Annotated in this window: 21 protein-coding genes and 3 rRNA genes (1 of these 24 cut by a window edge); 20 read left to right on the forward strand and 4 right to left on the reverse strand. The window is 61.2% G+C overall.

Features of this window, described 5'->3' with window-relative positions; translation table 11 throughout:
* The 6 genes from KDB76_RS03430 to KDB76_RS03455 form a co-directional block, all read left to right on the forward strand.
* Positions 1-126 (forward strand): 16S ribosomal RNA (locus tag KDB76_RS03430) (it extends 1,411 nt beyond the left edge of the window).
* A 317-nt stretch (positions 127-443) separates the two neighbouring features.
* Positions 444-3,335 (forward strand): 23S ribosomal RNA (locus KDB76_RS03435).
* Between the two features lie 131 nt (positions 3,336-3,466).
* Positions 3,467-3,582: ribosomal RNA gene (gene rrf / locus KDB76_RS03440) — 5S ribosomal RNA — on the forward strand.
* The 16S, 23S and 5S rRNA genes sit together here, the layout of an rRNA operon.
* A 258-nt stretch (positions 3,583-3,840) precedes the next feature.
* Complete coding sequence (locus KDB76_RS03445; protein ID WP_013970746.1) at positions 3,841-4,500, forward strand: paraquat-inducible protein A; 660 nt, start codon at positions 3,841-3,843, stop codon at positions 4,498-4,500.
* A complete protein-coding gene (locus tag KDB76_RS03450) occupies positions 4,487-5,110 on the forward strand; it encodes a paraquat-inducible protein A (RefSeq protein ID WP_015268842.1) in 624 nt (207 codons plus the stop codon). Before KDB76_RS03445 ends, KDB76_RS03450 begins: the two co-directional genes overlap by 14 nt.
* Positions 5,103-7,403 carry an MlaD family protein gene (locus KDB76_RS03455; protein WP_013970748.1) on the forward strand — a complete coding sequence of 767 codons (2,301 nt, stop codon included), beginning with the start codon at positions 5,103-5,105 and terminating at the stop codon, positions 7,401-7,403. Before KDB76_RS03450 ends, KDB76_RS03455 begins: the two co-directional genes overlap by 8 nt.
* 167 nt (positions 7,404-7,570) lie before the next feature.
* On the opposite strand, the gene rpsT is transcribed toward KDB76_RS03455, so the two are convergent.
* A complete protein-coding gene (gene rpsT, locus KDB76_RS03460) occupies positions 7,571-7,849 on the reverse strand; it encodes a 30S ribosomal protein S20 (protein WP_003247625.1) in 279 nt (92 codons plus the stop codon).
* Between the two features lie 250 nt (positions 7,850-8,099).
* Between rpsT and murJ the strand changes: the two genes are divergently transcribed.
* The 6 genes from murJ to ispH all read left to right on the forward strand — a co-directional run bounded on the left by murJ (position 8,100) and on the right by ispH (position 15,435).
* The gene (gene murJ, locus KDB76_RS03465) at positions 8,100-9,638 is read left to right on the forward strand and encodes a murein biosynthesis integral membrane protein MurJ (RefSeq protein ID WP_013970749.1); all 1,539 of its coding nucleotides are present in this window, start codon (positions 8,100-8,102) and stop codon (positions 9,636-9,638) included.
* 118 nt (positions 9,639-9,756) lie between these two features.
* Entirely contained in the window at positions 9,757-10,707 is a 951-nt protein-coding gene (gene ribF / locus KDB76_RS03470) for a bifunctional riboflavin kinase/FAD synthetase (protein WP_023660619.1), read from the forward strand.
* Positions 10,704-13,535 (forward strand): isoleucine--tRNA ligase, encoded by a 2,832-nt coding sequence (gene ileS, locus KDB76_RS03475; protein WP_013970751.1) that lies wholly within the window; start codon positions 10,704-10,706, stop codon positions 13,533-13,535. Before ribF ends, ileS begins: the two co-directional genes overlap by 4 nt.
* A complete protein-coding gene (lspA, locus tag KDB76_RS03480) occupies positions 13,528-14,043 on the forward strand; it encodes a signal peptidase II (protein WP_003258216.1) in 516 nt (171 codons plus the stop codon). Before ileS ends, lspA begins: the two co-directional genes overlap by 8 nt.
* Positions 14,036-14,473 (forward strand): FKBP-type peptidyl-prolyl cis-trans isomerase, encoded by a 438-nt coding sequence (gene fkpB / locus KDB76_RS03485; RefSeq protein ID WP_003258215.1) that lies wholly within the window; start codon positions 14,036-14,038, stop codon positions 14,471-14,473. Before lspA ends, fkpB begins: the two co-directional genes overlap by 8 nt.
* A gap of 14 nt (positions 14,474-14,487) precedes the next feature.
* Positions 14,488-15,435, forward strand: coding sequence for a 4-hydroxy-3-methylbut-2-enyl diphosphate reductase (gene ispH / locus KDB76_RS03490; protein ID WP_013970753.1), 948 nt, complete (start codon positions 14,488-14,490; stop codon positions 15,433-15,435).
* 78 nt (positions 15,436-15,513) lie between these two features.
* Here ispH and KDB76_RS03495 read toward each other — a convergent pair whose 3' ends face one another.
* The gene (locus KDB76_RS03495; protein ID WP_024086212.1) at positions 15,514-16,011 is read right to left on the reverse strand and encodes a GspH/FimT family pseudopilin; all 498 of its coding nucleotides are present in this window, start codon (positions 16,009-16,011) and stop codon (positions 15,514-15,516) included.
* A 109-nt stretch (positions 16,012-16,120) separates the two neighbouring features.
* Between KDB76_RS03495 and KDB76_RS03500 the strand changes: the two genes are divergently transcribed.
* Genes KDB76_RS03500 through thiO form a run of 5 tightly spaced genes read left to right on the forward strand, consistent with a single transcriptional unit; the run spans position 16,121 to position 18,948 of the window.
* Entirely contained in the window at positions 16,121-16,303 is a 183-nt protein-coding gene (locus tag KDB76_RS03500; protein ID WP_024086213.1) for a prepilin-type N-terminal cleavage/methylation domain-containing protein, read from the forward strand.
* Positions 16,300-16,944: a prepilin-type N-terminal cleavage/methylation domain-containing protein gene (locus tag KDB76_RS03505; protein WP_013970756.1), complete on the forward strand. Its 645-nt coding sequence runs from the start codon at positions 16,300-16,302 to the stop codon at positions 16,942-16,944. Before KDB76_RS03500 ends, KDB76_RS03505 begins: the two co-directional genes overlap by 4 nt.
* Positions 16,941-17,405, forward strand: coding sequence for a hypothetical protein (locus KDB76_RS03510; RefSeq protein ID WP_038408628.1), 465 nt, complete (start codon positions 16,941-16,943; stop codon positions 17,403-17,405). Before KDB76_RS03505 ends, KDB76_RS03510 begins: the two co-directional genes overlap by 4 nt.
* 1 nt (position 17,406) lies before the next feature.
* Positions 17,407-17,796 (forward strand): type IV pilin protein, encoded by a 390-nt coding sequence (locus KDB76_RS03515; RefSeq protein ID WP_013970758.1) that lies wholly within the window; start codon positions 17,407-17,409, stop codon positions 17,794-17,796.
* 54 nt (positions 17,797-17,850) lie between these two features.
* A complete protein-coding gene (gene thiO, locus KDB76_RS03520; RefSeq protein ID WP_013970759.1) occupies positions 17,851-18,948 on the forward strand; it encodes a glycine oxidase ThiO in 1,098 nt (365 codons plus the stop codon).
* Between the two features lie 92 nt (positions 18,949-19,040).
* On the opposite strand, the gene KDB76_RS03525 is transcribed toward thiO, so the two are convergent.
* Positions 19,041-19,271 carry a PP0621 family protein gene (locus tag KDB76_RS03525; protein WP_013970760.1) on the reverse strand — a complete coding sequence of 77 codons (231 nt, stop codon included), beginning with the start codon at positions 19,269-19,271 and terminating at the stop codon, positions 19,041-19,043.
* A 94-nt stretch (positions 19,272-19,365) separates the two neighbouring features.
* A complete protein-coding gene (locus KDB76_RS03530; protein ID WP_013970761.1) occupies positions 19,366-20,385 on the reverse strand; it encodes an outer membrane protein assembly factor BamD in 1,020 nt (339 codons plus the stop codon).
* 147 nt (positions 20,386-20,532) lie between these two features.
* On the opposite strand from KDB76_RS03530, the gene rluD reads away from it, so the two are divergent.
* The 3 genes from rluD to clpB all read left to right on the forward strand — a co-directional run bounded on the left by rluD (position 20,533) and on the right by clpB (position 25,049).
* A complete protein-coding gene (gene rluD, locus KDB76_RS03535) occupies positions 20,533-21,495 on the forward strand; it encodes a 23S rRNA pseudouridine(1911/1915/1917) synthase RluD (protein WP_015268856.1) in 963 nt (320 codons plus the stop codon).
* Positions 21,492-22,232, forward strand: a complete 741-nt coding sequence (pgeF, locus tag KDB76_RS03540) for a peptidoglycan editing factor PgeF (RefSeq protein WP_013970763.1) — start codon at positions 21,492-21,494, stop codon at positions 22,230-22,232. Before rluD ends, pgeF begins: the two co-directional genes overlap by 4 nt.
* 252 nt (positions 22,233-22,484) lie before the next feature.
* On the forward strand, positions 22,485-25,049 hold the full coding sequence (clpB, locus tag KDB76_RS03545; protein ID WP_015268858.1) for an ATP-dependent chaperone ClpB: 2,565 nt from the start codon (positions 22,485-22,487) through the stop codon (positions 25,047-25,049).
* Positions 25,050-25,279 lie beyond the last annotated feature (230 nt).

Genomic DNA, 25,279 nt, shown 5'->3' on the forward strand with positions numbered 1-25,279 from the left:
GAGTGGGTTGCACCAGAAGTAGCTAGTCTAACCTTCGGGAGGACGGTTACCACGGTGTGATTCATGACTGGGGTGAAGTCGTAACAAGGTAGCCGTAGGGGAACCTGCGGCTGGATCACCTCCTTAATCGACGACATCAGCCTGCTGATGAGCTCCCACACGAATTGCTTGATTCATGGTTGAAGACGATCAAGATCCTGTATGGATCTTGTGTTGTTCCTGGTCAGAACTTGGAAATGAGCATTCGTTTCGAATGTTGATTTCTGACTTTTGTCAGATCGTTCTTTAAAAATTCGGATATGTGATAGATATAGACTGATGGCCAGTTTCACTGCTGGTTAATCAGGCTAAGGTAAAATTTGTGAGTTCTGCTCGAAAGAGCAACATGCGAATTTTCGGCGAATGTCGTCTTCACAGTATAACCAGATTGCTTGGGGTTATATGGTCAAGTGAAGAAGCGCATACGGTGGATGCCTTGGCAGTCAGAGGCGATGAAAGACGTGGTAGCCTGCGATAAGCTTTGGGGAGTCGGCAAACAGACTGTGATCCAGAGATCTCTGAATGGGGGAACCCACTCAGCATAAGCTGAGTATCTTGTACTGAATACATAGGTGCAAGAGGCGAACCAGGGGAACTGAAACATCTAAGTACCCTGAGGAAAAGAAATCAACCGAGATTCCCTTAGTAGTGGCGAGCGAACGGGGACCAGCCCTTAAGTTGATTTGAGATTAGTGGAACGCTCTGGAAAGTGCGGCCATAGTGGGTGATAGCCCCGTACACGAAAATCTCTTGTCAATGAAATCGAGTAGGACGGAGCACGAGAAACTTTGTCTGAATATGGGGGGACCATCCTCCAAGGCTAAATACTACTGACTGACCGATAGTGAACCAGTACCGTGAGGGAAAGGCGAAAAGAACCCCGGAGAGGGGAGTGAAATAGAACCTGAAACCGTATGCGTACAAGCAGTGGGAGCCTACTTTGTTAGGTGACTGCGTACCTTTTGTATAATGGGTCAGCGACTTATATTCAGTGGCGAGCTTAACCGAATAGGGGAGGCGTAGCGAAAGCGAGTCTTAATAGGGCGTTTAGTCGCTGGGTATAGACCCGAAACCGGGCGATCTATCCATGGGCAGGTTGAAGGTTAGGTAACACTGACTGGAGGACCGAACCGACTACCGTTGAAAAGTTAGCGGATGACCTGTGGATCGGAGTGAAAGGCTAATCAAGCTCGGAGATAGCTGGTTCTCCTCGAAAGCTATTTAGGTAGCGCCTCATGTATCACTCCAGGGGGTAGAGCACTGTTTCGGCTAGGGGGTCATCCCGACTTACCAAACCGATGCAAACTCCGAATACCTGGAAGTGCCGAGCATGGGAGACACACGGCGGGTGCTAACGTCCGTCGTGAAAAGGGAAACAACCCAGACCGTCAGCTAAGGTCCCAAAGTCATGGTTAAGTGGGAAACGATGTGGGAAGGCTTAGACAGCTAGGAGGTTGGCTTAGAAGCAGCCACCCTTTAAAGAAAGCGTAATAGCTCACTAGTCGAGTCGGCCTGCGCGGAAGATGTAACGGGGCTCAAACCATGCACCGAAGCTACGGGTGTCATCTTTGATGACGCGGTAGAGGAGCGTTCTGTAAGCCTGTGAAGGTGAGTTGAGAAGCTTGCTGGAGGTATCAGAAGTGCGAATGCTGACATGAGTAACGACAATGCGAGTGAAAAACTCGCACGCCGAAAGACCAAGGTTTCCTGCGCAACGTTAATCGACGCAGGGTTAGTCGGTCCCTAAGGCGAGGCTGAAAAGCGTAGTCGATGGAAAACAGGTTAATATTCCTGTACTTCCAGTTATTGCGATGGAGGGACGGAGAAGGTTAGGCCAGCCTGGCGTTGGTTGTCCAGGTTTAAGGTGGTAGGCTGAAATCTTAGGCAAATCCGGGATTTCAAAGCCGAGAGCTGATGACGAGTTGCCTTCAGGCGACGAAGTGGTTGATACCATGCTTCCAAGAAAAGCTCCTAAGCTTCAGATAACTGGGAACCGTACCCCAAACCGACACAGGTGGTTAGGTAGAGAATACCAAGGCGCTTGAGAGAACTCGGGTGAAGGAACTAGGCAAAATGGCACCGTAACTTCGGGAGAAGGTGCGCCGGCGAGGGTGAAGGACTTGCTCCGTAAGCCCATGCCGGTCGAAGATACCAGGCCGCTGCGACTGTTTATTAAAAACACAGCACTCTGCAAACACGAAAGTGGACGTATAGGGTGTGACGCCTGCCCGGTGCCGGAAGGTTAATTGATGGGGTTAGCGCAAGCGAAGCTCTTGATCGAAGCCCCGGTAAACGGCGGCCGTAACTATAACGGTCCTAAGGTAGCGAAATTCCTTGTCGGGTAAGTTCCGACCTGCACGAATGGCGTAACGATGGCGGCGCTGTCTCCACCCGAGACTCAGTGAAATTGAAATCGCTGTGAAGATGCAGTGTATCCGCGGCTAGACGGAAAGACCCCGTGAACCTTTACTATAGCTTTGCACTGGACTTTGAATTTGCTTGTGTAGGATAGGTGGGAGGCTTTGAAGTGGGGACGCCAGTTCTCATGGAGCCATCCTTGAAATACCACCCTGGCAACTTTGAGGTTCTAACTCAGGTCCGTTATCCGGATCGAGGACAGTGTATGGTGGGTAGTTTGACTGGGGCGGTCTCCTCCCAAAGAGTAACGGAGGAGTACGAAGGTGCGCTCAGACCGGTCGGAAATCGGTCGTAGAGTATAAAGGCAAAAGCGCGCTTGACTGCGAGACAAACACGTCGAGCAGGTACGAAAGTAGGTCTTAGTGATCCGGTGGTTCTGTATGGAAGGGCCATCGCTCAACGGATAAAAGGTACTCCGGGGATAACAGGCTGATACCGCCCAAGAGTTCATATCGACGGCGGTGTTTGGCACCTCGATGTCGGCTCATCACATCCTGGGGCTGAAGCCGGTCCCAAGGGTATGGCTGTTCGCCATTTAAAGTGGTACGCGAGCTGGGTTTAGAACGTCGTGAGACAGTTCGGTCCCTATCTGCCGTGGACGTTTGAGATTTGAGAGGGGCTGCTCCTAGTACGAGAGGACCGGAGTGGACGAACCTCTGGTGTTCCGGTTGTCACGCCAGTGGCATTGCCGGGTAGCTATGTTCGGAAGAGATAACCGCTGAAAGCATCTAAGCGGGAAACTTGCCTCAAGATGAGATCTCACTGGGATCTTGAATCCCCTAAAGGGCCGTCGAAGACTACGACGTTGATAGGTTGGGTGTGTAAGCGCTGTGAGGCGTTGAGCTAACCAATACTAATTGCCCGTGAGGCTTGACCATATAACACCCAAGCAATTTGCTAGCGCAGATTGCGGTGGTGAAGACGAAACGACCGAAAGTTCGCAACATCACAAATATCGCATATCCGGATTCGCTGGGCTGTCCATCTGGACATTCTGGCAACAGAATTTCTTGACGACCATAGAGCATTGGAACCACCTGATCCCATCCCGAACTCAGCAGTGAAACGATGCATCGCCGATGGTAGTGTGGGGTTTCCCCATGTGAGAGTAGGTCATCGTCAAGATTCATTTCGCAAAACCCCTATCTGCGCATGCAGGTAGGGGTTTTGTCTTTCTGGCGCAAAAATTCCCAAGCATACGCCGCCCCTGTGGGAGCGGGTTCACCCGCGAATGCCGGCAAGGCCGGTGCCATCCACCGCGTCGCCTGCTTCGCGGCGGTTCGACGCCTCGACTCGCCCGCACTGGTCACCGTTCAATCGTCGCCTCCCACAATTCGAGCCAGAACACTAGAATAGGCCCACGCACCTATTCAGAAGCGCTATATGCCCAATCCTGTCGAACCTGAAACCCTGGCCCAGTTGCCGTTGGACGAGCTTGTCGCCTGTCATGAATGTGACCTGCTGCTGCGCAAGCCCGTGCTCCAGCATGATGAGAAAGCCCAATGCCCGCGCTGCGGCTATGAGCTGTACGCCCATCGGCACAATGTGGTCAACCGCAGCCTGGCCCTGGTGCTCACCGCCTTGCTGCTGTTTGTGCCTGCCAATTTCCTGCCGATCATGCAGCTGCACCTGCTTGGCCAGACATCGGACGATACTGTCTGGAGCGGCGTGCTGGGCCTGTACAACTCGGAAATGCGCGGTGTGGCCGTCGTGGTTTTCCTGTGCAGCATGGCCATCCCTCTGGCAAAACTGCTCTGTCAGCTGGTCGTGCTCTTGAGTATCCGTCTGAACGTGGGGCGTAGTTTCGGCCTGCTGTTCTACCGCATCTATCACCACTTGCGTGACTGGGGCATGCTCGAGGTCTATTTCATGGGCGTGCTGGTAGCCATCGTCAAGCTGGTGGACCTGGCCGAGCTGACGGTAGGTCTGGGGCTGTTCTGCTTCATCAGCCTGTTATTGATCCAGGTGTGGCTCGAGGTGGTGATGTCACCGCACCAGATCTGGAGTGCGCTATCAGGGGAGGACCTGCATGCGGGCGATTGATGCAGGCATTCTTGTCTGCAATGAATGTCACGAGCTGAACCGGCAACAGCCAGACAGCACTTCACAAACCTGTACACGCTGCGGTGCCATCGTGCATGCCCGTCGGCCGAACAGCATCGCGCGTACCTGGGCGCTGCTGATTGCCGCGTCGATCCTGTACATCCCGGCCAACATGCTGCCGATCATGACCGTGAGCACCCTGGGCCAAGGCAGCCCCGACACGATCATGTCCGGTGTCATCACCTTGCTCAAGCATGGCATGGTGCCCATTGCTGCCGTGGTGTTCATTGCCAGTATCCTGGTGCCCACGTTCAAACTGGTGGGCATCGGCTTGCTGTTGTACTCCGTTCAGCGCCGTCAGCCGCTTTCGGCACGGCAACGGATATTGATGTACCGCTTCATCGAATTCATTGGGCGCTGGTCCATGCTCGATATCTTTGTCATCGCCATCCTGGTGGCGGTGGTGAATTTCGGCCGAATAGCCAGTGTCGAAGCCAACCTGGGCGCTGTCGCCTTTGCAACTGTGGTGATCCTGACAATGCTTGCCGCTTTAACTTTCGATCCCCGACTGATTTGGGATAACACGGAGTCGGATGACGACCATGAGTGACCTGCCAACGGCTAAAACCCGCCCAGCCTCGAACTGGTCGGCCATATGGATCCTGCCTTTGATCGCCTTGATGATCGGTGGCTGGCTTGCGTGGCAGGCTTACCGTGATGCCGGTGTGGAAATTGAGGTCCGCTTCGAGTCGGGTGAGGGTATCGTCGCCAACAAGACCGAGGTGATCTACAAGGGCATGCCGGTTGGCAAGGTCAAGAGCCTGGTGCTCGACGCCAAGGGTGAGAACCAGGGGGTGATCGCCACCATCGAGATGAACAAGGCTGCCGAGCCGCATCTGACCAAAGGCACGCGTTTCTGGCTGGTGAAGCCGAGCGTCAGCCTGGCGGGTATTTCCGGCCTGGAAACTCTGGTGTCAGGCAACTACATCGCCGTCAGCCCAGGGGAGGGGGAGCGCACCAAGCGTTTTACTGCCTTGAAGGTTGCTCCGCCGCTGTCGGACACTGAGCCGGGCCTGCACCTTACCCTCAAGGCCGAGCGGCTTGGGTCGCTCAACCGTGACAGCCCAGTGTTCTACAAGCAGATCCAGGTTGGCCGGGTTAAAAGCTACCGCCTGTCCGAGGACCAGAGCACTGTCGAGATAAAGGTCTTCATCGAGCCGGCCTATGCCAGCCTGGTGCGCAAGCACACGCGTTTCTGGAATGCCAGCGGCGTCAGCATCGATGCTTCGCTGTCGGGCGTGAAAGTGCGTAGTGAATCGCTGTCGAGCATTGTCGCCGGTGGTATCGCCTTTGCCACGCCGGAACACCGCAAGGACAGTCCACCCACCGACTCGAACCTGCCGTTCCGTCTGTATGAGGACTTCGATGCGGCCCAGGCCGGCATCCGGGTGAAGGTGAAATTGAGCGATTACGAGGGCCTGCAGGCGGGCCGTACACCGGTCATGTACAAGGGCATCCAGGTAGGCTCGCTGAAAGCCCTGACAATGGCAGACAACCTGGCCAGTGCCTCGGCCGAGCTTACGCTGGACCCGTTGGCCGAGGATTATCTGGTCGAGGGCACGCAGTTCTGGGTGGTCAAACCGTCAATTTCCCTGGCGGGTATCACTGGCTTGGAGGCGCTGGTCAAGGGTAACTACATCGCCATTCGCCCTGGTGAGAAAGGGGCGCGGCCAGAGCGTGAGTTCGAAGCCCGCGCCAAGGCGCCTCCGCTCGACCTCAAGGCACCAGGCCTGCACATGGTGCTGTTCGCCGACACCCTGGGTTCGCTGGAAGTCGGTAGCCCGGTCATGTACCGCCAGGTGAAGGTGGGTAGCGTGCAGAGCTACCAGTTCGCCCGCAACAGCAATCGCATCCTGATCGGAGTGCATATCGAGAAGGAATACGAAAAGCTGGTCAACGGTTCGTCGCGCTTCTGGAATGTCAGTGGCATCACCCTGACGGGCGGCCTGTCGGGCATCAAGATCAAGAGTGAATCACTGCAGACCCTGATGGCTGGTGGTATCGCGTTCGATACGCCACGGCCTGATGTGCCGCTCAAACGACACATCCCACGCTTCCGCCTGCATGACAGCCAGGAGGCGGTCAACCGCGCGGGTACGTTGATCACCATTCGTGTGGACCGTGCCGACGGCCTCAAGCCTGGCACGGCGATTCGCTTCCGCGGCCTGGATGTGGGTAGCGTCGAGAGCGTCGACCTGACCGATGACTTGCAGGCGGTGCTGCTGCGGGCGCGCATTACCGAAGCGGCGGACCGTATCGCCCGCGTCGGTACGCAGTTCTGGGTGGTCAAGCCAGCCTTTGGCCTGGTGCGCACGCAGAACCTCGACACCCTGGTGGGCGGGCAGTACCTGGAAGTGCAGCCGGCTGCCAAGGACCGTGGCCCGCAGCGCGATTTCATCGCCTTGGCCGACGCCCCGCAGGTGGCAGGGCCTGAAGTCGGGCTGCCGTTGACGCTGAGCGCCCCGCGCCGTGGCTCGATCAAGCCGGGCGTGCCGGTGACCTATCGTGAGGTTGCGGTGGGCAAGGTGACGGGCTTCGAGCTGGGCCAGAGCGCTGACCGCGTATTGATCCATATCCTGATCGAGCCGCGCTATGCGGCCCTGGTGCGCAGCGGCAGCCGCTTCTGGAACAGCAGCGGCTTCGGTTTCGATTGGGGGCTGGTCAAGGGGGTTACGGTGCGTACCGAGTCGGTGGAGACCATGATCGACGGCGGTATCGCCTTCGCCACGCCGGATGGCGAGCAGATGGGCAACCCGGCACGGCCGCAGCAGACGTTCGCCTTGTTCGACAAGGCCGAGGATGAATGGCTGCAGTGGGCGCCGAAGATTCAGATTGCCAAGTAAGATTGCAGAAGGGGCCGCTTTGCGGCCCCTCGCCGGCAAGCCAGCTCCCACAGGGACCGCGCATGGCTTGCCGGTGATGAGGCCGGATCAGGTTATCCAGGCAAGCCCGTCAAATCGCAGGCAACAAAAAACCGACCCTAGGGTCGGTTTTTCGACTAGCGCGTCGCTTAGGCAGCTGCAGCTTCTTTCAGCGCCTTGATGTGGCCATTCAGACGGCCTTTGTGACGAGCAGCCTTGTTCTTGTGGATGATGCCCTTGTCGGCCATACGGTCGATTACAGGCACAGCCAGAACGTAAGCGGCTTGCGCTTTTTCGGCGTCTTTTGCGTCGATGGCCTTGACTACATTCTTGATGTAGGTGCGGACCATGGAACGCAGGCTGGCGTTGTGGCTGCGACGCTTCTCAGCCTGTTTTGCACGTTTCTTGGCGGAAGGTGTGTTGGCCACCGTCGAGCTCCTCGAAAGACTTTAGGTAAATAGCAAACAAAATAGGCCGCGAATCATGCCGATCAGTCGAACGGATGTCAAGGCCACCTGCAAGGTTCCGCCGAGCGGTGCGCCAACAAGAGGGAAATATTCCTTTCTGCTGCGCGACCTGTAAACTCGGGAATTTTTGGCTCCCCTGCGAAGGCGCGGGAGTATCGCACATTCGGACGCTGTCTGGCAGCGTCCTCTGCCCTTGGCGTGAATCTTTTCGATGAACCTGCTCAAATCCCTGGCTGCGGTAAGCTCGATCACCATGATTTCCCGGGTGCTAGGCTTTGTCCGCGACACCATCCTGGCGCGTGTTTTCGGCGCCGGCATCGCCACCGATGCTTTCTTCATCGCCTTCAAGCTGCCCAACCTGCTGCGGCGCATCTTCGCCGAGGGCGCGTTTTCCCAGGCCTTCGTACCGATCCTGGCCGAATACAAGACCCAGCAAGGCGAGGAGGCGACCCGCACCTTCGTCGCCTATGTCAGTGGCCTGCTGACCTTGGTTCTGGCGCTGGTGACCGCCATCGGCATCCTGGCGGCGCCATGGGTGGTGTGGGCGACCGCACCAGGCTTTGTCGACAGTGCCGAAAAGTACGAACTGACCACCGCCCTGTTGCGGGTGACTTTTCCTTATATATTGCTGATCTCGCTGTCCTCCCTGGCCGGGGCAATCCTCAATACCTGGAACCGTTTCTCGGTGCCGGCCTTTACCCCGACCTTGCTGAATGTGGCGATGATTGCCTTCGCCGTGCTGCTCACGCCGTATTTCGACCCGCCCATCATGGCCCTGGCATGGGGCGTGCTGGCCGGTGGCCTGGCACAGTTGCTGTACCAGCTGCCAGCGCTGAAGAAGATCGGCATGCTCGTGCTGCCACGCCTGAACCTGCGCGATACCGGCGTGTGGCGGGTGCTCAAGCAGATGCTGCCAGCGATCCTCGGGGTGTCGGTGAGCCAGATCTCGCTGATCATCAACACCATCTTCGCCTCCTTCCTGGTAGCCGGCTCGGTGTCGTGGATGTACTACGCCGACCGCCTCATGGAGCTGCCTTCCGGCGTACTGGGCGTGGCCCTGGGCACCATACTGCTGCCGACCCTGGCCAAGACCTACGCCAACAAGGACCGCGAGGAATACTCGCGGATCCTCGACTGGGGCCTGCGCCTGTGCTTCCTGCTGGTGCTGCCATGCACCCTGGCCCTGGCCATTCTCGCCGAGCCACTGACCGTGGCGCTGTTCCAGTACGGCAAGTTCACTGCCGTCGACGCAGCCATGACCCAGAAGGCGCTGATCGCCTATTCCGTGGGCTTGCTGGCGATCATTCTGGTCAAGGTGCTGGCACCCGGCTTCTACGCGCAGCAGAATATCCGTACACCGGTGAAGATCGCGGTATTCACCCTGGTCTGCACCCAACTGTTCAACCTGGCCCTGATCGGGCCGCTCGCGCATGCCGGCCTGGCCCTGGCGATCAGCCTGGGGGCCTGCCTGAACGCCGGCCTGCTGTTCTGGAAACTGCGCAGTCAGCAGCTGTTCCAGCCGCAACCAGGCTGGGCGATATTCCTGCTCAAGCTGGTGCTGGCGGTGGGGCTGATGTCGGCGGTGTTGCTGGCCGGCATGCATTATTTGCCGGCCTGGGAACAGGGCAACATGCTCGAGCGCCTGGTGCGCCTGGGGGCTCTGGTACTGGCGGGCGTCGTGACCTATTTCGGCTGCCTGTACCTGTGCGGCTTCCGGCCTCGGCATTTCGCCCGCAAGGCCTTGCACTGAGGCATCGGGCGGGTCAGGCGTCGGTTTTTCGAATTCCACGCCGCCCTTGGGCGCTGCTGCCTGTCACCGGCGCCCGGGTGTGGTTATAATCGGCCACTTTATGAGCAAGAAGCGCGTTATGCAGCTGGTTCGAGGTCTTCACAACCTGCGCCCCGAGCACCGGGGCTGTGTCGCCACCATTGGCAACTTCGACGGGGTTCACCGCGGCCACCAGGCTATCCTGGCGCGCCTGCGCGAGCGCGGCCAGGCCTTGGGCCTGCCGACCTGCGTGGTCATCTTCGAACCGCAACCACGCGAGTATTTCGCCCCCGACACCGCGCCGGCCCGCCTGGCCCGGCTGCGCGACAAGATCGAGCTGCTGGCGGCCGAGGGTATCGACCGGGTGCTGTGCCTGGCATTCAACCAGCGCCTGAGCAAGCTCGGCGCCGATGCCTTCGTCAAGGCCATCCTGGTCGACGGCCTGGGTGTACGCCACCTCGAAGTGGGCGATGACTTCCGCTTCGGCTGCGACCGCGCCGGCGACTTCGCTTTCCTGGTCGAGGCCGGCAAGCAGTACGGCTTCACCGTCGAGGCTGCCAACACGGTGATCCAGGACGGCCTGCGGGTCAGCAGCACCGAAGTGCGCAAGGCCCTGTCCGAAGGCAACTTCGAGCTGGCCGAGCACCTGCTGGGCCGCCCGTACCGCATCAGCGGCCGCGTGCTGCATGGCCAGAAGCTGGCCCGCCAGCTCGGCACACCTACCGCCAACATTCAGCTCAAGCGCCGCCGCGTGCCGCTGTCCGGGGTCTACCTGGCCAGCATCGAAATCGACGGCAAGGCCTGGCCGGGTGTCGGCAATATCGGCGTGCGCCCCACCGTTGCCGGTGATGGGCGCCCGCACCTGGAGATTCATCTGCTGGACTATGCCGGCGACCTTTACGGCCGGCGCCTGACGGTGGAGTTCCACCACAAGCTGCGAGAAGAGCAGCGATTCGCCTCCCTGGAGGCGCTGAAGTCGGCGATCGATGCGGATATCGCCGCCGCACGTGCACATTGGCACGCTCAACCGCTAACGAAGAGCCTGAAATGACCGACTACAAAGCCACGCTTAACCTTCCGGACACCGCCTTCCCCATGAAGGCCGGCCTGCCTCAGCGCGAACCGCAGATCCTGCAGCGCTGGGACAGCATTGGCCTGTACCAGAAGCTGCGCGAAATTGGCAAGGATCGTCCCAAGTTCGTCCTGCACGACGGCCCGCCCTATGCCAACGGCAAGATTCACATCGGTCATGCGCTGAACAAGATCCTCAAGGACATGATCGTCCGTTCCAAGACCCTGGCCGGCTTCGATGCGCCGTATGTGCCGGGCTGGGACTGCCATGGCCTGCCGATCGAGCACAAGGTCGAGGTCACCCACGGCAAGCATCTGTCCGCCGACCGCACTCGCGAGCTGTGCCGCGAGTACGCCGCCGAGCAGATCGAAGGGCAGAAGACCGAGTTCATCCGCCTGGGCGTGCTGGGTGACTGGGACAACCCGTACAAGACCATGAACTTTGCCAACGAGGCCGGCGAAATCCGCGCCCTGGCCGAGATGGTCAAGCAAGGCTTCGTGTTCAAGGGCCTGAAGCCTGTGAACTGGTGCTTCGATTGCGGTTCGGCCCTGGCCGAGGCCGAAGTCGAGTACGCCGACAAGAAATCGCAGACCATCGACGTTGCCTTCCCGGTAGCCGATGACGCCAAGCTGGCTGCTGCCTTCGGTCTGGCTTCGCTGGCCAAGCCGGCTGCCATCGTGATCTGGACCACCACCCCGTGGACTATCCCGGCCAACCAGGCGCTGAACATCCACCCGGAGTTCAAGTACGCCCTGGTCGACACCGGCGAGCGTCTGCTGGTTCTGGCCGAAGAGTTGGTCGAGTCGTGCCTCAAGCGCTACAGCCTGGAAGGCTCGGTCATTGCCACCGCCCAGGGTTCGGCACTGGAACTGATCAACTTCCGCCACCCGTTCTATGACCGCCTGTCGCCAATCTACCTGGCTGACTACGTCGAACTGGGCGCCGGTACCGGCGTGGTGCACTCCTCGCCAGCCTACGGTGAAGACGACTTCGTCACCTGCAAGCGCTACGGCATGGTCAACGACGACATCCTCACCCCGGTGCAGAGCAACGGCGTGTATGTGGACTCGCTGCCATTCTTCGGCGGCCAGTTCATCTGGAAGGCCAACCCGGCCATCGTCGAGAAGCTGAGCGAAGTCGGCGCGCTGATGCACACCGAAACCATCAGCCACAGCTACATGCACTGCTGGCGCCACAAGACCCCGCTGATCTACCGCGCCACCGCGCAGTGGTTCGTGGGTATGGACAAGCAGCCGACCACCGGCGAGCCGCTGCGTGAGCGCGCACTTAAAGCCATCGAAGACACCAAGTTCGTCCCGGCCTGGGGCCAGGCGCGCCTGCATTCGATGATCGCCAACCGCCCGGACTGGTGCATCTCCCGTCAGCGCAACTGGGGTGTACCGATCCCGTTCTTCCTGCACAAGCAGACCGGCGAGCTGCACCCACGCACCGTCGAGCTGATGGAAGCAGTGGCCAAGCGCGTCGAACAGGAAGGCATCGAGGCCTGGTTCAAGCTGGACGCCGCCGAACTGCTGGGCGCTGAAGCCGAGCAGTACGACAAGATCACCGACACCCTCGACGTGTGGTTCGACTCGGGTACCACCCACTGGCACGTGCTGCGTGGCTCGCATGACATTGGCCACGCCACCGGCCCGCGTGCCGACCTGTACCTGGAAGGTTCCGACCAGCACCGCGGCTGGTTCCACTCGTCCTTGCTGACCGGTTGCGCCATCGACGGCCACGCGCCGTACCGCGAGCTTCTGACCCACGGCTTCACCGTGGACGAGAACGGCCGCAAGATGTCCAAGTCGCTGGGCAACACCATCGAGCCAGAAAAGGTCAACAACACCCTGGGTGCCGATATCCTGCGCCTGTGGGTTGCCGCTACCGACTATTCCGGTGAAATGGCCGTTTCCGAGCAAATCCTGCAGCGCAGCGCCGACGCCTACCGCCGTATCCGCAACACTGCACGCTTCCTGCTCTCCAACCTGTCCGGCTTCGACCCGGCCCGCGATTTGCTGGCCCCGGAAGACATGCTGGCGCTGGACCGCTGGGCGGTTGACCGCACCCTGCTGCTGCAACGCGAGCTGGAAGAGCACTACAGCGAGTACCGTTTCTGGAACGTCTACTCCAAGGTGCACAACTTCTGCGTGCAGGAACTGGGCGGCTTCTACCTCGACATCATCAAGGACCGCCAGTACACCACCGGCGCCAACAGTGTCGCTCGCCGTTCCTGCCAGACCGCGCTCTACCACATCAGCGAGGCGCTGGTGCGCTGGATCGCGCCGATCCTGGCGTTTACGGCCGACGAAATCTGGCAGTACCTGCCAGGCGAGCGCAACGAGTCGGTAATGCTCAACGGCTGGTACGAAGGCCTGAGCGAGCTGCCGGTAGGTACCGAACTGGACCGCGCCTACTGGGACCGCGTGATGGCCGTCAAGGCATCGGTCAACAAGGAGCTGGAAAACCAGCGTACCGCCAAGGTCATCGGCGGCAACCTGCAGGCCGAAGTCACCCTGTACGCCGACGAAGGCCTGAGCGCCGACCTGGGCAAGCTGGGCGACGAACTGCGCTTCGTGCTGATCACCTCGGCTGCCAGCGTGGTGCCATTCGCGCAAGCGCCGGCCGAAGCGGTGGCCACCGAAGTCGAAGGCCTCAAGCTGCAAGTGGTCAAGTCCGGCCACACCAAGTGCGGCCGTTGCTGGCACTTCCGCGCCGACGTCGGCAGCCACCCGGAGCACCCGGAAATCTGCGGCCGTTGCGTCGACAACCTGAGCGGTTCCGGCGAGGTGCGCCACTATGCCTAACCCTGTAGCGGGGCGCTTCGGGCGCCTTGCATGGCTTTGGCTGAGCCTGGTGGTACTGGTCCTCGACCAGGCCACCAAGCTGTATTTCAACAATGCCCTGACCATGTACCAGCAGGTTGTCGTCATCCCTGACTACTTCAGCTGGACCCTGGCCTACAACACCGGCGCGGCGTTCAGCTTCCTGGCTGAAAGCTCCGGCTGGCAGCGCTGGCTGTTCGCCCTGATCGCCGTGGTGGTCAGTGCCGTGTTGGTAGTGTGGCTCAAGCGCCTGGGGCGCAACGAGACCTGGCTGGCCGTGGCGCTGGCGCTGGTGCTGGGTGGCGCGATCGGCAACCTGTACGACCGCGTCGTGCTCGGCCATGTGGTCGACTTCATCCTGGTGCACTGGCAGAACCGCCATTACTTCCCGGCCTTCAACCTGGCCGACAGCGCCATCACCGTTGGTGCGGTGATGCTGGCGCTGGATATGTTCAAGAGCAAGAAGTCCGAGGATCCGGTCCATGACTGACACCCGTATCGGCCAGAACACCGAAGTCACCCTGCACTTCGCGCTGCACCTGGAAAACGGCGACACCGTCGACAGCACGTTCGACAAGGCCCCGGCCACCTTCAAGGTTGGCGATGGCAACCTGCTGCCAGGGTTCGAGAACGCCCTGTTCGGCTTCAAGGGTGGCGACAAGCGTACCGTCGTGGTGGCCCCGGAGAACGCATTCGGCCAGCCAAACCCGCAGAACGTGCAAGTCATGCCACGGTCTCAGTTCGAGGGCATGGAGTTGTCCGAAGGGCTGTTGATCATCTTCAACGACGCCGCCAACACCGAGCTGCCGGGTGTAGTCAAAGCGTTCGATGACGACCAGGTGACCATCGACTTCAATCACCCATTGGCTGGCAAGACCCTGACCTTCGAGGTGGAGATCCTCGAGGTGAAGGCCCTGTAAGCCTGGAGCCGAGCATGCAAATCAAACTCGCCAACCCTCGCGGCTTCTGCGCGGGGGTCGACCGGGCGATCGAAATCGTCAACCGCGCGCTGGAAGTCTTCGGCCCGCCGATCTATGTGCGTCACGAAGTGGTGCACAACAAGTTCGTGGTGGAAGACCTGCGCAACCGTGGCGCCATCTTTGTCGAAGAGCTGGACCAGGTACCGGACGACGTCATCGTCATCTTCAGTGCCCACGGGGTTTCCCAGGCCGTGCGCCAGGAAGCTGCTGGCCGTGGCCTGAAAGTGTTCGATGCCACCTGCCCGCTGGTGACCAAGGTGCACATCGAAGTGGCCAAGTACAGCCGCGACGGCCGTGAGTGCATTCTCATCGGCCACGAAGGGCATCCGGAGGTCGAAGGCACCATGGGCCAGTACGACGCCAGCAACGGTGGCGCCATCTACCTCGTCGAAGACGAGGAGGATGTTGCCAACCTGCAGGTGAAGGACCCGGACCACCTGGCGTTCGTCACCCAGACCACGCTGTCGATGGACGACACCAGCCGCGTGATCGACGCCCTGCGTGCGCGCTTCCCGAACATTGGCGGCCCGCGCAAGGATGACATCTGCTACGCCACCCAGAACCGCCAGGACGCGGTCAAGCAACTGGCGGACGAGTGCGACGTGGTACTGGTGGTCGGCAGCCCGAACAGCTCCAACTCCAACCGCCTGCGCGAGCTGGCCGAGCGCATGGGCACCCCGGCCTACCTGATCGACGGTGCCGAGGACCTGCAGCGTGGCTGGTTCGACCAGACGGCGCGGGTCGGCATCACCGCTGGCGCTTCGGCTCCCGAAGTTCTGGTGCGTGGCGTGATCGAGCAGCTCAAGGCCTGGGGCGCCACCGGTGCTGAAGAGCTGGATGGGCGGGAAGAGAACATCACCTTCTCCATGCCCAAGGAACTGCGGGTTCGGTCGCTGATCTGAAACGGCACCCACCTGGTGCTGTTTTATGTGGGAGCGGCCTTGTGTGCGAAAGGGCCGCTCCCACAACGACCACATATGCTAGCTGGAGGTGTCTTTGCATCGGGATTTTTTTGGCTCTCCCATCTGTACGTTGACCCTGCCAGTCGATGCCATCACAACTTGATACTGGCTAGTTGCGGTCAAGCGCTCGCAAATCTCCATCGTTGAACCTAACCAATTACCGTTGGCCCCAAGCGGAACACCCTGCGCACTGAATTTCAGCTGCTCACCGCGATTGCTCGTGATCTTCAGCGGCCGTGAAAGACGCTGCTCGCGCAGCACCTGCCCGTTATGCTCCAGCATCACCTGCCAACCATTCCCCCAGTTACCGTCCAACGCCTGCACCAGCACCGGCTGGCTTTGCAACATGGCATGGCTGCGCGCACTGCGCAGTGCCTGCGCCAAGTCACGCGCAGCTGCCGCCCTGTGTAGGTCGTCGCTCAATCTGGCGTAGGCCGGCATGCCGAGTTGTGTCAGCAATACGGCCACCGCCAGGGCCGACAACATTTGTATCAGTGTTACACCTCGTTGCTTCACCGTGCATTCCTCCCTGGAAGTGCTTGGCTGTAGCTTCACGGTCGTTGGACCGGCGGTCCAGTCGCCCGGGTTCAATGCAATTGCAGGAAAAGTCGCAGGAGGTGCAGGGATGCACGCAAGACAGCGGGGCATGACGCTTCTGGAAGTGTTATTGGCGGTGGTAGTGGTGGCTGTGGGTATGTTCGCAGCGGCAGGCCTGCAACTGCAGGCATTGCAGGCTGCGGAGAACGCGCGCCGCGATGGACAGGCGGCAATGGCGGCGCACAGTGAGCATGAAAGGGGGCGGCCATGAGTCGCGGCCAGCGTGGTTTCGGCTTGCTTGAGGTGATGCTGGCGCTGACCATCGGGTTGCTGCTGTTGACGGCGGCCAGCCAGCTATTTGCCTCGGCCCACCATACCTGGCGGCTGCAAAGCACGGCAGTACGCATGCAGGATGAGGCACGCCTGGCATTGCTGCGAATGGCCCAGGATATCCGCATGACCGGGATGTTCGGCTGCCTGCGACTGCGGCCAAAGCACTTCGGCAGTTCGAGCGCAGGGCACGCATTCGCCCGGCCGATGGAAGTCGAAGCATCCACCCTTAGCCTGGTCGTTGCGGAGTTACCTGGGCAAGCCGGGGGCCCGCAGTGGTTCCTGCACACGGACTGTACTAGCAAGGTGTCTGTGGACGATGAGTTGAAGGAGGGCTACCCACAGGTTTACCCCATCAGCAGATATGTCTACCAACTCCAGGGCAATACGCTGAGATTCAAACGCAACAAAAGCAACTTCCAGCCGCTGGTTGAAAATGTGCGCTCAATACGTTTCCAACGTGTGCAAATGGCACAGGGTGAGGGGGTGGATATTGCCCTGACGCTTTACGAACCCACGCTCGAACTTGAACAGCACCATGAACTGAGCGTCGCAATCCGCAACCCGGTGCCGGCCTCATGAATCGTCAGCGTGGCATAGTCCTGTTGTTGGCCTTGGTCCTGAGCCTGCTGCTTGGGCTGTTTGCGGCGTCTGCCCTGCGTAATGCGCTGGTGCAAACGCGAATGACCGGCTATCTGAGCGAAGGCCTGCTGGCGCTGGAGCAGGCCGAGGCCACGCTGCTGGCAGGGGCAGGCGAGCTCGAGCGGGCTCCCCCCGACCCTTGCGAGGCGTGCCCGCCACCCGCTCGACCGCATGACCTGAGCGGGCAGTGGCAGCGCACGCGAACCGGCTATTTCCATTTGCAGAATCTGGGTACCAGCGAACACGCGGCGCATATGCCGGAAGGGCAGCAGGTCACCCTGTACCGCGTCACCGCCGTCAGCCTGCAAACCCAGTCACGGCATGTGCTGGAAGCGGTCTACGCCATGGACGGCGACACAACCCGGCGCATTGCCTGGCGGCAGAGATTGCGAGGAGACTGACATGCAGCAAGGCTTGAGCCTGATCGAGTTGTTGATTGTGCTGGCCGTGACCGGCATTCTGGCAGCCATTGCCTACCCCAGTTACAGCGACCAGCTACGGCGAGCCGCGCGCAGCGAAGTGGTTGGCCTGCTGCATGATGCCGCCCTGCGCCTGGAGCGCCACCGCGTACGCACTGGCCAATACGCCGAGGGCGACCCGGCGTTGCCCGACGGTACCCGCTATTACAGCCTGCAGGCCCAGCGCGACAGCGACACCTTCACGCTGCGCGCCCGGCGGCTGCCGAGCGGGCTGATGGCGCAGGACCGCTGTGGCGATTTCCAGCTCGACCAGGCCGGCGTGCAGCGCAATCCGGGTGCCGTCGAAGACAGCGTGCATTGCTGGGGAAGCTGAAGATTGAATGATGCCCGGTGCATCGCGGATTTACTTCAGGTGTTGGATCGACAGATGAGCAAGCAAGTAGTGGTGGTCGGCGGCGGAGTGATTGGCCTGCTGACGGCATTCAACCTGGCGGCGAAGGTCGGGCAGGTGGTGGTGTGCGATCAGGGGGAAGTCGGCCGCGAGTCGTCCTGGGCTGGCGGTGGCATCGTCTCGCCGCTGTACCCGTGGCGCTACAGCCCGGCCGTGACCGCCCTGGCACACTGGTCGCAAGACTTTTATCCGCAGCTGGGCGAGCGTTTGTTCGCCAGCACCGGCGTCGACCCCGAAGTGCACACCACCGGCCTGTACTGGCTCGACCTGGACGACGAGGCCGAAGCGCTGGCCTGGGCCGAGCGTGAGCAGCGGCCTCTGAGTGCCGTGGATATTTCGGCGGCCTATGACGCGGTGCCGGTGCTGGGCCCGGGCTTCAAGCGTGCCATCTACATGGCCGGCGTGGCCAACGTGCGCAACCCGCGCCTGGTGAAGTCGCTCAAGGCGGCGTTGCTGGCGTTGCCCAACGTGACCTTGCGTGAGCACTGCCAGGTTACCGGTTTTGTCCAGCAGGGCGGTCGCGTGACCGGGGTGCAGACGGCAGACGGCGTTCTGGCGGCGGATGAGGTGGTGCTCAGTGCTGGCGCGTGGAGTGGCGACCTGCTGCGTACGCTCGGCCTGGAGCTGCCGGTGGAGCCGGTGAAGGGCCAGATGATTTTGTTCAAATGTGCCGAAGACTTCCTGCCGAGCATGGTGCTGGCCAAGGGGCGCTATGCGATCCCGCGGCGTGACGGGCATATTCTGGTGGGTAGCACGCTGGAGCATGCCGGGTACGACAAGACCCCGACCGAGGAGGCGTTGGAGAGCCTGAAGGCCTCGGCGGTGGAGTTGCTGCCTGAGCTCGAGGGGGCCACGGTGGTGGCGCACTGGGCCGGGCTGCGGCCGGGGTCGCCGGAAGGTATTCCGTATATCGGGCCGGTGCCGGGGCATGCGGGGTTGTGGTTGAACTGCGGGCATTACCGCAACGGGCTGGTGCTGGCGCCGGCTTCGTGCCAGCTGTTTACCGACTTGCTGACCGGGGCCGAGCCGATCATCGACCCGGCGCCCTATGCGCCAACCGGGCGGCTGGGCTGAGGGCCTCTTCGCGGGTAGAGCACAGGTTTCGAAAACTGTGCGATCCCTGTGGGAGCGGGTTTACCCGCGAAGAAGCCAGTGGAGATTTGAATTCAGTCTTGGCGGCCTGGCCCTTGCTGCAGGTGCGCCTGGCTGCAATACCACTCGTTGCCCTGCTGCAGCGCCCGGTCATTGGGCAGGTGCACGCCGCAATGGGCGCAGCGCACCATCTTCAGCGGCGCATCCAGCTTGGCCTCGGGGTGCGACTGTTGGCTGGCTTTGAACTTGCGCCACAGCCAGAACGCAGCGGCGATCAGGGCGATCCAGAAAAGTAGGCGAACCATGGTGTCCAGCTTGTCGGTTGAAGAAGCCGACAGTCTAGGACGCGGCCAATAAAAAAGGGAGGCCCAGGGCCTCCCTTTCATGTACCGCTACGTATCAGTCGAACAGACCAAAGGTCATGTAGCTGAACCAGGAGCGGTCTTTCTCGGCTTCCTTCGGCCCTTCCGGCACGATCGGGTCACCGTTCTCGTCAGTTGGCAGCAGCTCACGCGGCATCTCGTCACGTGCATCCTGGAACTGCTTGACGACGTCCTGGTTGGCGCGGGTTTCACCCGGTGGCAGCGGGGTTTCGGTTTCGATCAGGCCCAGGGTCGCCTTGGACAGCCAGCCGCGGCCGTCAGACTCGGTCTGCTTTGGCTGGAACTCGCCATCTACCAGGCTCGGGTGGTCCGGGTAGTTGAGTTTGAGGGTTTCCAGGCTGGTGGCGGCCAGTTCGTCCAGGTGCATCTTCTGGTACGCCTCGACCATCACCGCCAGGCCGTCGCCGACCGATGGGGTTTCCTGGAAGTTCTCCACCACGTAGCGGCCACGGTTGGCAGCGGCTACATAGGCCTGGCGGCTCAGGTAGTAGTCGGCCACATGGATTTCGTACGACGCCAGCAGGTTGCGCAGGTAGATCATGCGCTGCTTGGCATCGGGGGCGTAGCGGCTGTTGGGGAAGCGGCTGGTCAGCTGGGCGAACTCGTTGTACGAGTCGCGGGCAGCACCCGGGTCACGCTTGGTCATGTCCAGCGGCAGGAAGCGCGCCACCAGGCCACGGTCCTGGTCGAACGAGGTCAGGCCCTTGAGGTAGTAGGCGTAGTCGACGTTCGGGTGCTGCGGGTGCAGGCGGATGAAGCGCTCGGCAGCCGACTTGGCAGCCTCGGGCTCGGAGTTCTTGTAGTTGGCGTAGATCAGCTCGAGCTGCGCCTGGTCGGCATAGCGGCCGAACGGGTAGCGCGACTCCAGGGCCTTGAGCTTGTTCACGGCGCTGGTGTAGCTGGAGTTGTCCAGGTCAGCTTGCGCCTGCTGATACAGCTCGGCCTCGCTGAGGTTCTCGTCGATCACTTCCTTATTGGAGGAACAGGCCGCGGTGAGCCCGAGGATGGCGATCAGCAGCAGGTGTTTCACTTGCATGGCGGCTTGCGTCCCTTTGACGGCCGCTGTCTTGGGCGGTGCCGTCCTGTTATGATGAGCGCCCCGGCCAACCCCGGGACAAAAGAAGCCGTATTTAACCACAAGCTCGCAGCCGAAACCAAAGGCTGTGCGCCCGCCGAATCGAGCATGTCCGAGATCATTCAACTTAGCGCAGAGGTCCCGTCCGAACTGGGCGGTCAACGCCTCGACCAGGTCGCCGCCCAATTGTTCGACGAGTATTCGCGCTCGCGGCTGACTACCTGGATCAAAGAAGGCCGCCTGACGGTCGATGGCGCGGTCCTGCGCCCGCGTGACACCGTCCATGGTGGCGCCGTGCTGGCGCTGGAGGCCGAGCAAGAGGCCCAGGGCGAGTGGGAGGCCGAGGACATCGCGCTGGACATCGTCTATGAAGACGACCAGATCCTGGTGATCAACAAGCCTGCCGGCCTGGTTGTGCACCCGGCTGCCGGGCATGCCAGCGGCACCTTGCTGAACGCGCTGCTGCACCATGTGCCCGACATCATCAACGTGCCGCGCGCCGGCATCGTGCACCGCCTGGACAAGGACACCACCGGCCTGATGGTGGTGGCCAAGACCCTGCAGGCGCAGACCAACCTGGTCGACCAGCTGCAAAAGCGCTCGGTCAGCCGCATTTATGAATGCATCGTGGTTGGTGTGGTGACTGCCGGTGGCAAGATCGACGCGCCCATCGGTCGCCACGGCGGCATGCGCCAGCGCATGGCAGTCACCGACGGCGGCAAGCCTGCGATCAGCCACTACCGTGTGCTCAAGCGCTTCCGCTCGCACACCCATGTGCGGGTGAAGCTGGAAACCGGCCGTACCCACCAGATCCGCGTGCACATGGCTCATGTCGGCTACCCGCTGGTCGGCGACCAGACCTACGGCGGCCGCTTCCGCATCCCGCCGGCAGCCAGCCCGACCATGGTCGAGGCGGTGAAAACCTTCCCGCGTCAGGCCCTGCACGCACGCTTCCTGGCGCTGGTACACCCGACCACCGGTGAGCGCATGGAATGGGAATCGCCGCTGCCGGACGACTTCGTCTGGTTGCTGTCGCTGCTGAACCAGGACCGCGAGAGCTTTATCGGATGAGTGGCCTGACTCAGTCGCTGCTGTTCCCCGACTGGCCGGCCCCGGCCTCGGTGCGCGCCTGTGTCACCACTCGCCAGGGCGGCATCAGCCTGCCGCCCTATGAAACCTTCAACCTTGGCGACCATGTTGGGGACGACCCTGTCGCGGTGGCCGAGAACCGTCGTCGCCTGAGCGACGAATTCGCCATCCAGCCGGCCTGGCTCAAGCAGGTGCATGGGCTGGTGGTGGCAAATGCCGACCCGGCCGTGGTGGCCGAGGCCGACGCCAGCTGGACCGATCAGCCTGGCATTGCCTGCACCGTGATGACTGCCGATTGCCTGCCAGCGCTGTTCTGCGACCGGGCCGGTACCCGTGTGGCGGCGGCGCATGCTGGCTGGCGCGGGCTGGCCGGTGGTGTGCTGGAGGCCACCTTGGATCGCCTGGCATTGCCACCCGAAGAGGTGCTGGTGTGGCTGGGCCCGGCGATTGGCCCACAGGCGTTCGAAGTGGGGCTGGAAGTGCGTGATGCCTTTACGGCGGTGCACCCGGAAGCGGCCAGGGCCTTTGTCGATGGTGCCCGGCCGGGCAAGTTGATGGCCGACATCTATGAGCTGGCGCGTATTCGTTTGGCGGCGCGTGGGGTGACTGCTGTTCATGGCGGTGGCTTGTGCACGGTCAGCGACGAGCGGTTCTTCTCCTATCGCCGTACTCCGCAGGGGGGGCGTTTTGCTTCCCTTGTGTGGCTGGAACCGCGCTAGCCTGCATCGGCCTTTTCGCGGGTGAACCCGCCCCCACAGGATAATCACAGGCCCTGAGAGCGGAGCAGTACTTGTGGGGGCGTGCATGCCCGCGAATGGCCCAGCACTAATCCAACAGGTTGATCCTGGTCAACCCCGCTACGCTTGAATCTTCCAGAATCAGCCTTATCTATAAGGTCATCTCAGGCAGGTTTCTTCACAAACAGGCGCTGTCCATCGCTCCGACCTGCCCTTTAAAAGGAAGGTATCCCCATGCGAATAGACCGTTTGACCAGCAAGCTGCAGCTTGCGATATCCGATGCCCAATCCCTGGCGGTTGGCATGGATCACCCTGCCATCGAGCCGGTGCACCTTTTGCAGGCATTGCTCGAGCAGCAGGGCGGCTCGATCAAGCCGCTGCTGATGCAGGTAGGCTTCGACATCAACAGCCTGCGCCAGGCACTGGTGAAAGAACTCGACCAGCTGCCGAAAATCCAGAACCCCACCGGCGACGTGAACATGTCGCAGGACCTGGCGCGCCTGCTCAACCAGGCCGACCGCCTGGCCCAGCAGAAGGGCGACCAGTTCATTTCCAGCGAACTGGTGTTGCTGGCTGCCATGGACGAGAACAGCAAGCTCGGCAAGCTGTTGTTGAGCCAGGGCGTGAGCAAGAAGGCCCTGGAAAACGCCATCAACAACCTGCGTGGCGGTGCGGCCGTCAATGACGCCAACGCCGAGGAATCGCGCCAGGCGCTGGACAAGTACACCGTCGACCTGACCAAGCGTGCCGAAGAGGGCAAGCTGGACCCGGTGATTGGCCGTGACGACGAAATTCGCCGTACCGTACAGGTGCTGCAACGCCGTACCAAGAACAACCCGGTGCTGATCGGTGAGCCTGGCGTAGGTAAAACCGCCATCGCCGAAGGCCTGGCCCAGCGCATCATCAATGGTGAAGTGCCGGACGGCCTGAAGGGCAAGCGCCTGCTGGCGCTGGACATGGGCGCGCTGATTGCCGGTGCCAAGTACCGCGGCGAGTTCGAAGAACGCCTCAAAGGCCTGCTGAACGAGCTGTCCAAGCAGGAAGGCCAGATCATCCTGTTCATCGACGAACTGCACACCATGGTCGGCGCCGGCAAGGGCGAGGGCGCCATGGACGCCGGCAACATGCTCAAGCCGGCCCTGGCTCGTGGCGAGCTGCACTGCGTTGGCGCCACCACGCTGAACGAGTACCGCCAGTTCATCGAAAAAGATGCTGCCCTGGAGCGCCGCTTCCAGAAGGTGCTGGTCGAGGAACCGAGCGAGGAAGACACCATCGCCATCCTGCGGGGCCTGAAAGAGCGTTATGAAGTGCACCACAAGGTGGCCATCACCGACGGCGCCATCATTGCTGCGGCCAAGCTCAGCCACCGCTACATCACCGACCGTCAGCTGCCGGACAAGGCCATTGACCTGATCGACGAAGCGGCCAGCCGCATCCGCATGGAGATCGACTCCAAGCCGGAAGTGCTCGACCGCCTCGACCGTCGCCTGATCCAGCTGAAGGTGGAGTCGCAGGCGCTGAAGAAGGAAGAAGACGAAGCGGCGAAAAAACGCCTGGAGAAGCTGACCGAGGAAATCGACCGGTTGGAGCGTGAATACGCCGACCTGGAAGAAATCTGGGCCTCCGAGAAGGCTGAGGTGCAGGGCTCGGCGCAGATCCAGCAAAAGATCGAGCAGGCCCGTCAGGAGCTGGAGACCGCCCGTCGCAAAGGCGACCTGAGCCGCATGGCCGAGCTGCAGTACGGGGTGATCCCGGATTTGGAGCGCAGCCTGCAGATGGTCGACCAGCACGGCAAGACCGAAAACCAGTTGCTGCGTAACAAGGTGACCGAGGAAGAAATTGCCGAAGTGGTCTCGAAGTGGACCGGTATCCCGGTGGCCAAGATGCTCGAAGGCGAGCGTGAAAAGCTGCTGAAGATGGAAGAGCTGCTGCACCAGCGTGTGATCGGCCAGAACGAGGCGGTAACCGCCGTGGCCAACGCGGTGCGCCGTTCGCGTGCCGGGCTGTCCGACCCGAACCGGCCGAGTGGTTCGTTCCTGTTCCTCGGCCCGACCGGGGTGGGCAAGACCGAGCTGTGCAAGGCGCTGGCCGAGTTCCTGTTCGACACCGAAGAGGCAATGGTGCGCATCGACATGTCCGAGTTCATGGAGAAGCATTCCGTGGCTCGCCTGATCGGTGCCCCACCAGGCTATGTGGGGTATGAAGAGGGCGGTTACCTGACCGAGGCGGTACGGCGCAAGCCATACTCGGTAGTGCTGCTGGACGAGGTGGAGAAGGCCCACCCGGATGTGTTCAACGTGCTGCTGCAGGTGCTGGAAGACGGCCGCCTGACCGACAGCCACGGGCGCACCGTGGACTTCCGCAACACCGTGATCGTGATGACCTCCAACCTGGGCTCGGCGCAGATCCAGGAACTGGTGGGTGACCGCGAGGCACAGCGTGCGGCGGTGATGGATGCGGTGGGTTCGCATTTCCGTCCGGAATTCATCAACCGTATCGACGAAGTGGTGGTGTTCGAGCCACTGGGCCGCGAGCAGATTGCCGGCATTACCGAAATCCAGCTGGGCCGCCTGCGCAGCCGTCTGCTGGAGCGCGAACTGTCGCTGAGCCTGAGCCCGGAGGCATTGGACAAGCTGATTGCCGTGGGTTACGACCCGGTATACGGCGCACGGCCACTGAAGCGGGCGATCCAGCGCTGGATCGAGAACCCGCTGGCGCAGTTGATCCTGGCAGGCAAGTTCATGCCGGGCACGGCGATTACCGCCAAGGTGGAAGGCGACGAAATCGTCTTCGGCTGATCTGTTTAACCATGAGCCCCGCATCTGCGGGGCTTTTTTTGCCTGTGCCGGCCCCTTCGCGGGTAAACCCGCTCCCACAGGATTACCTACAGCTCAAAGGCCTGTGCAGTACCTGTGGGAGCGGGTTTACCCGCGAAGAGGCCCTCACAGCCCCAGAAAATCCGGGCCTTTCCGGCCTCCTGGATAACTAGCTGAAATTTTTGAAATTTTTGCTTGCATCTAAAATCTGG

The organism is Pseudomonas sp. JS425, assembly GCF_018223845.1.
Classification (GTDB): Bacteria; Pseudomonadota; Gammaproteobacteria; order Pseudomonadales; family Pseudomonadaceae; genus Aquipseudomonas; species Aquipseudomonas asiatica.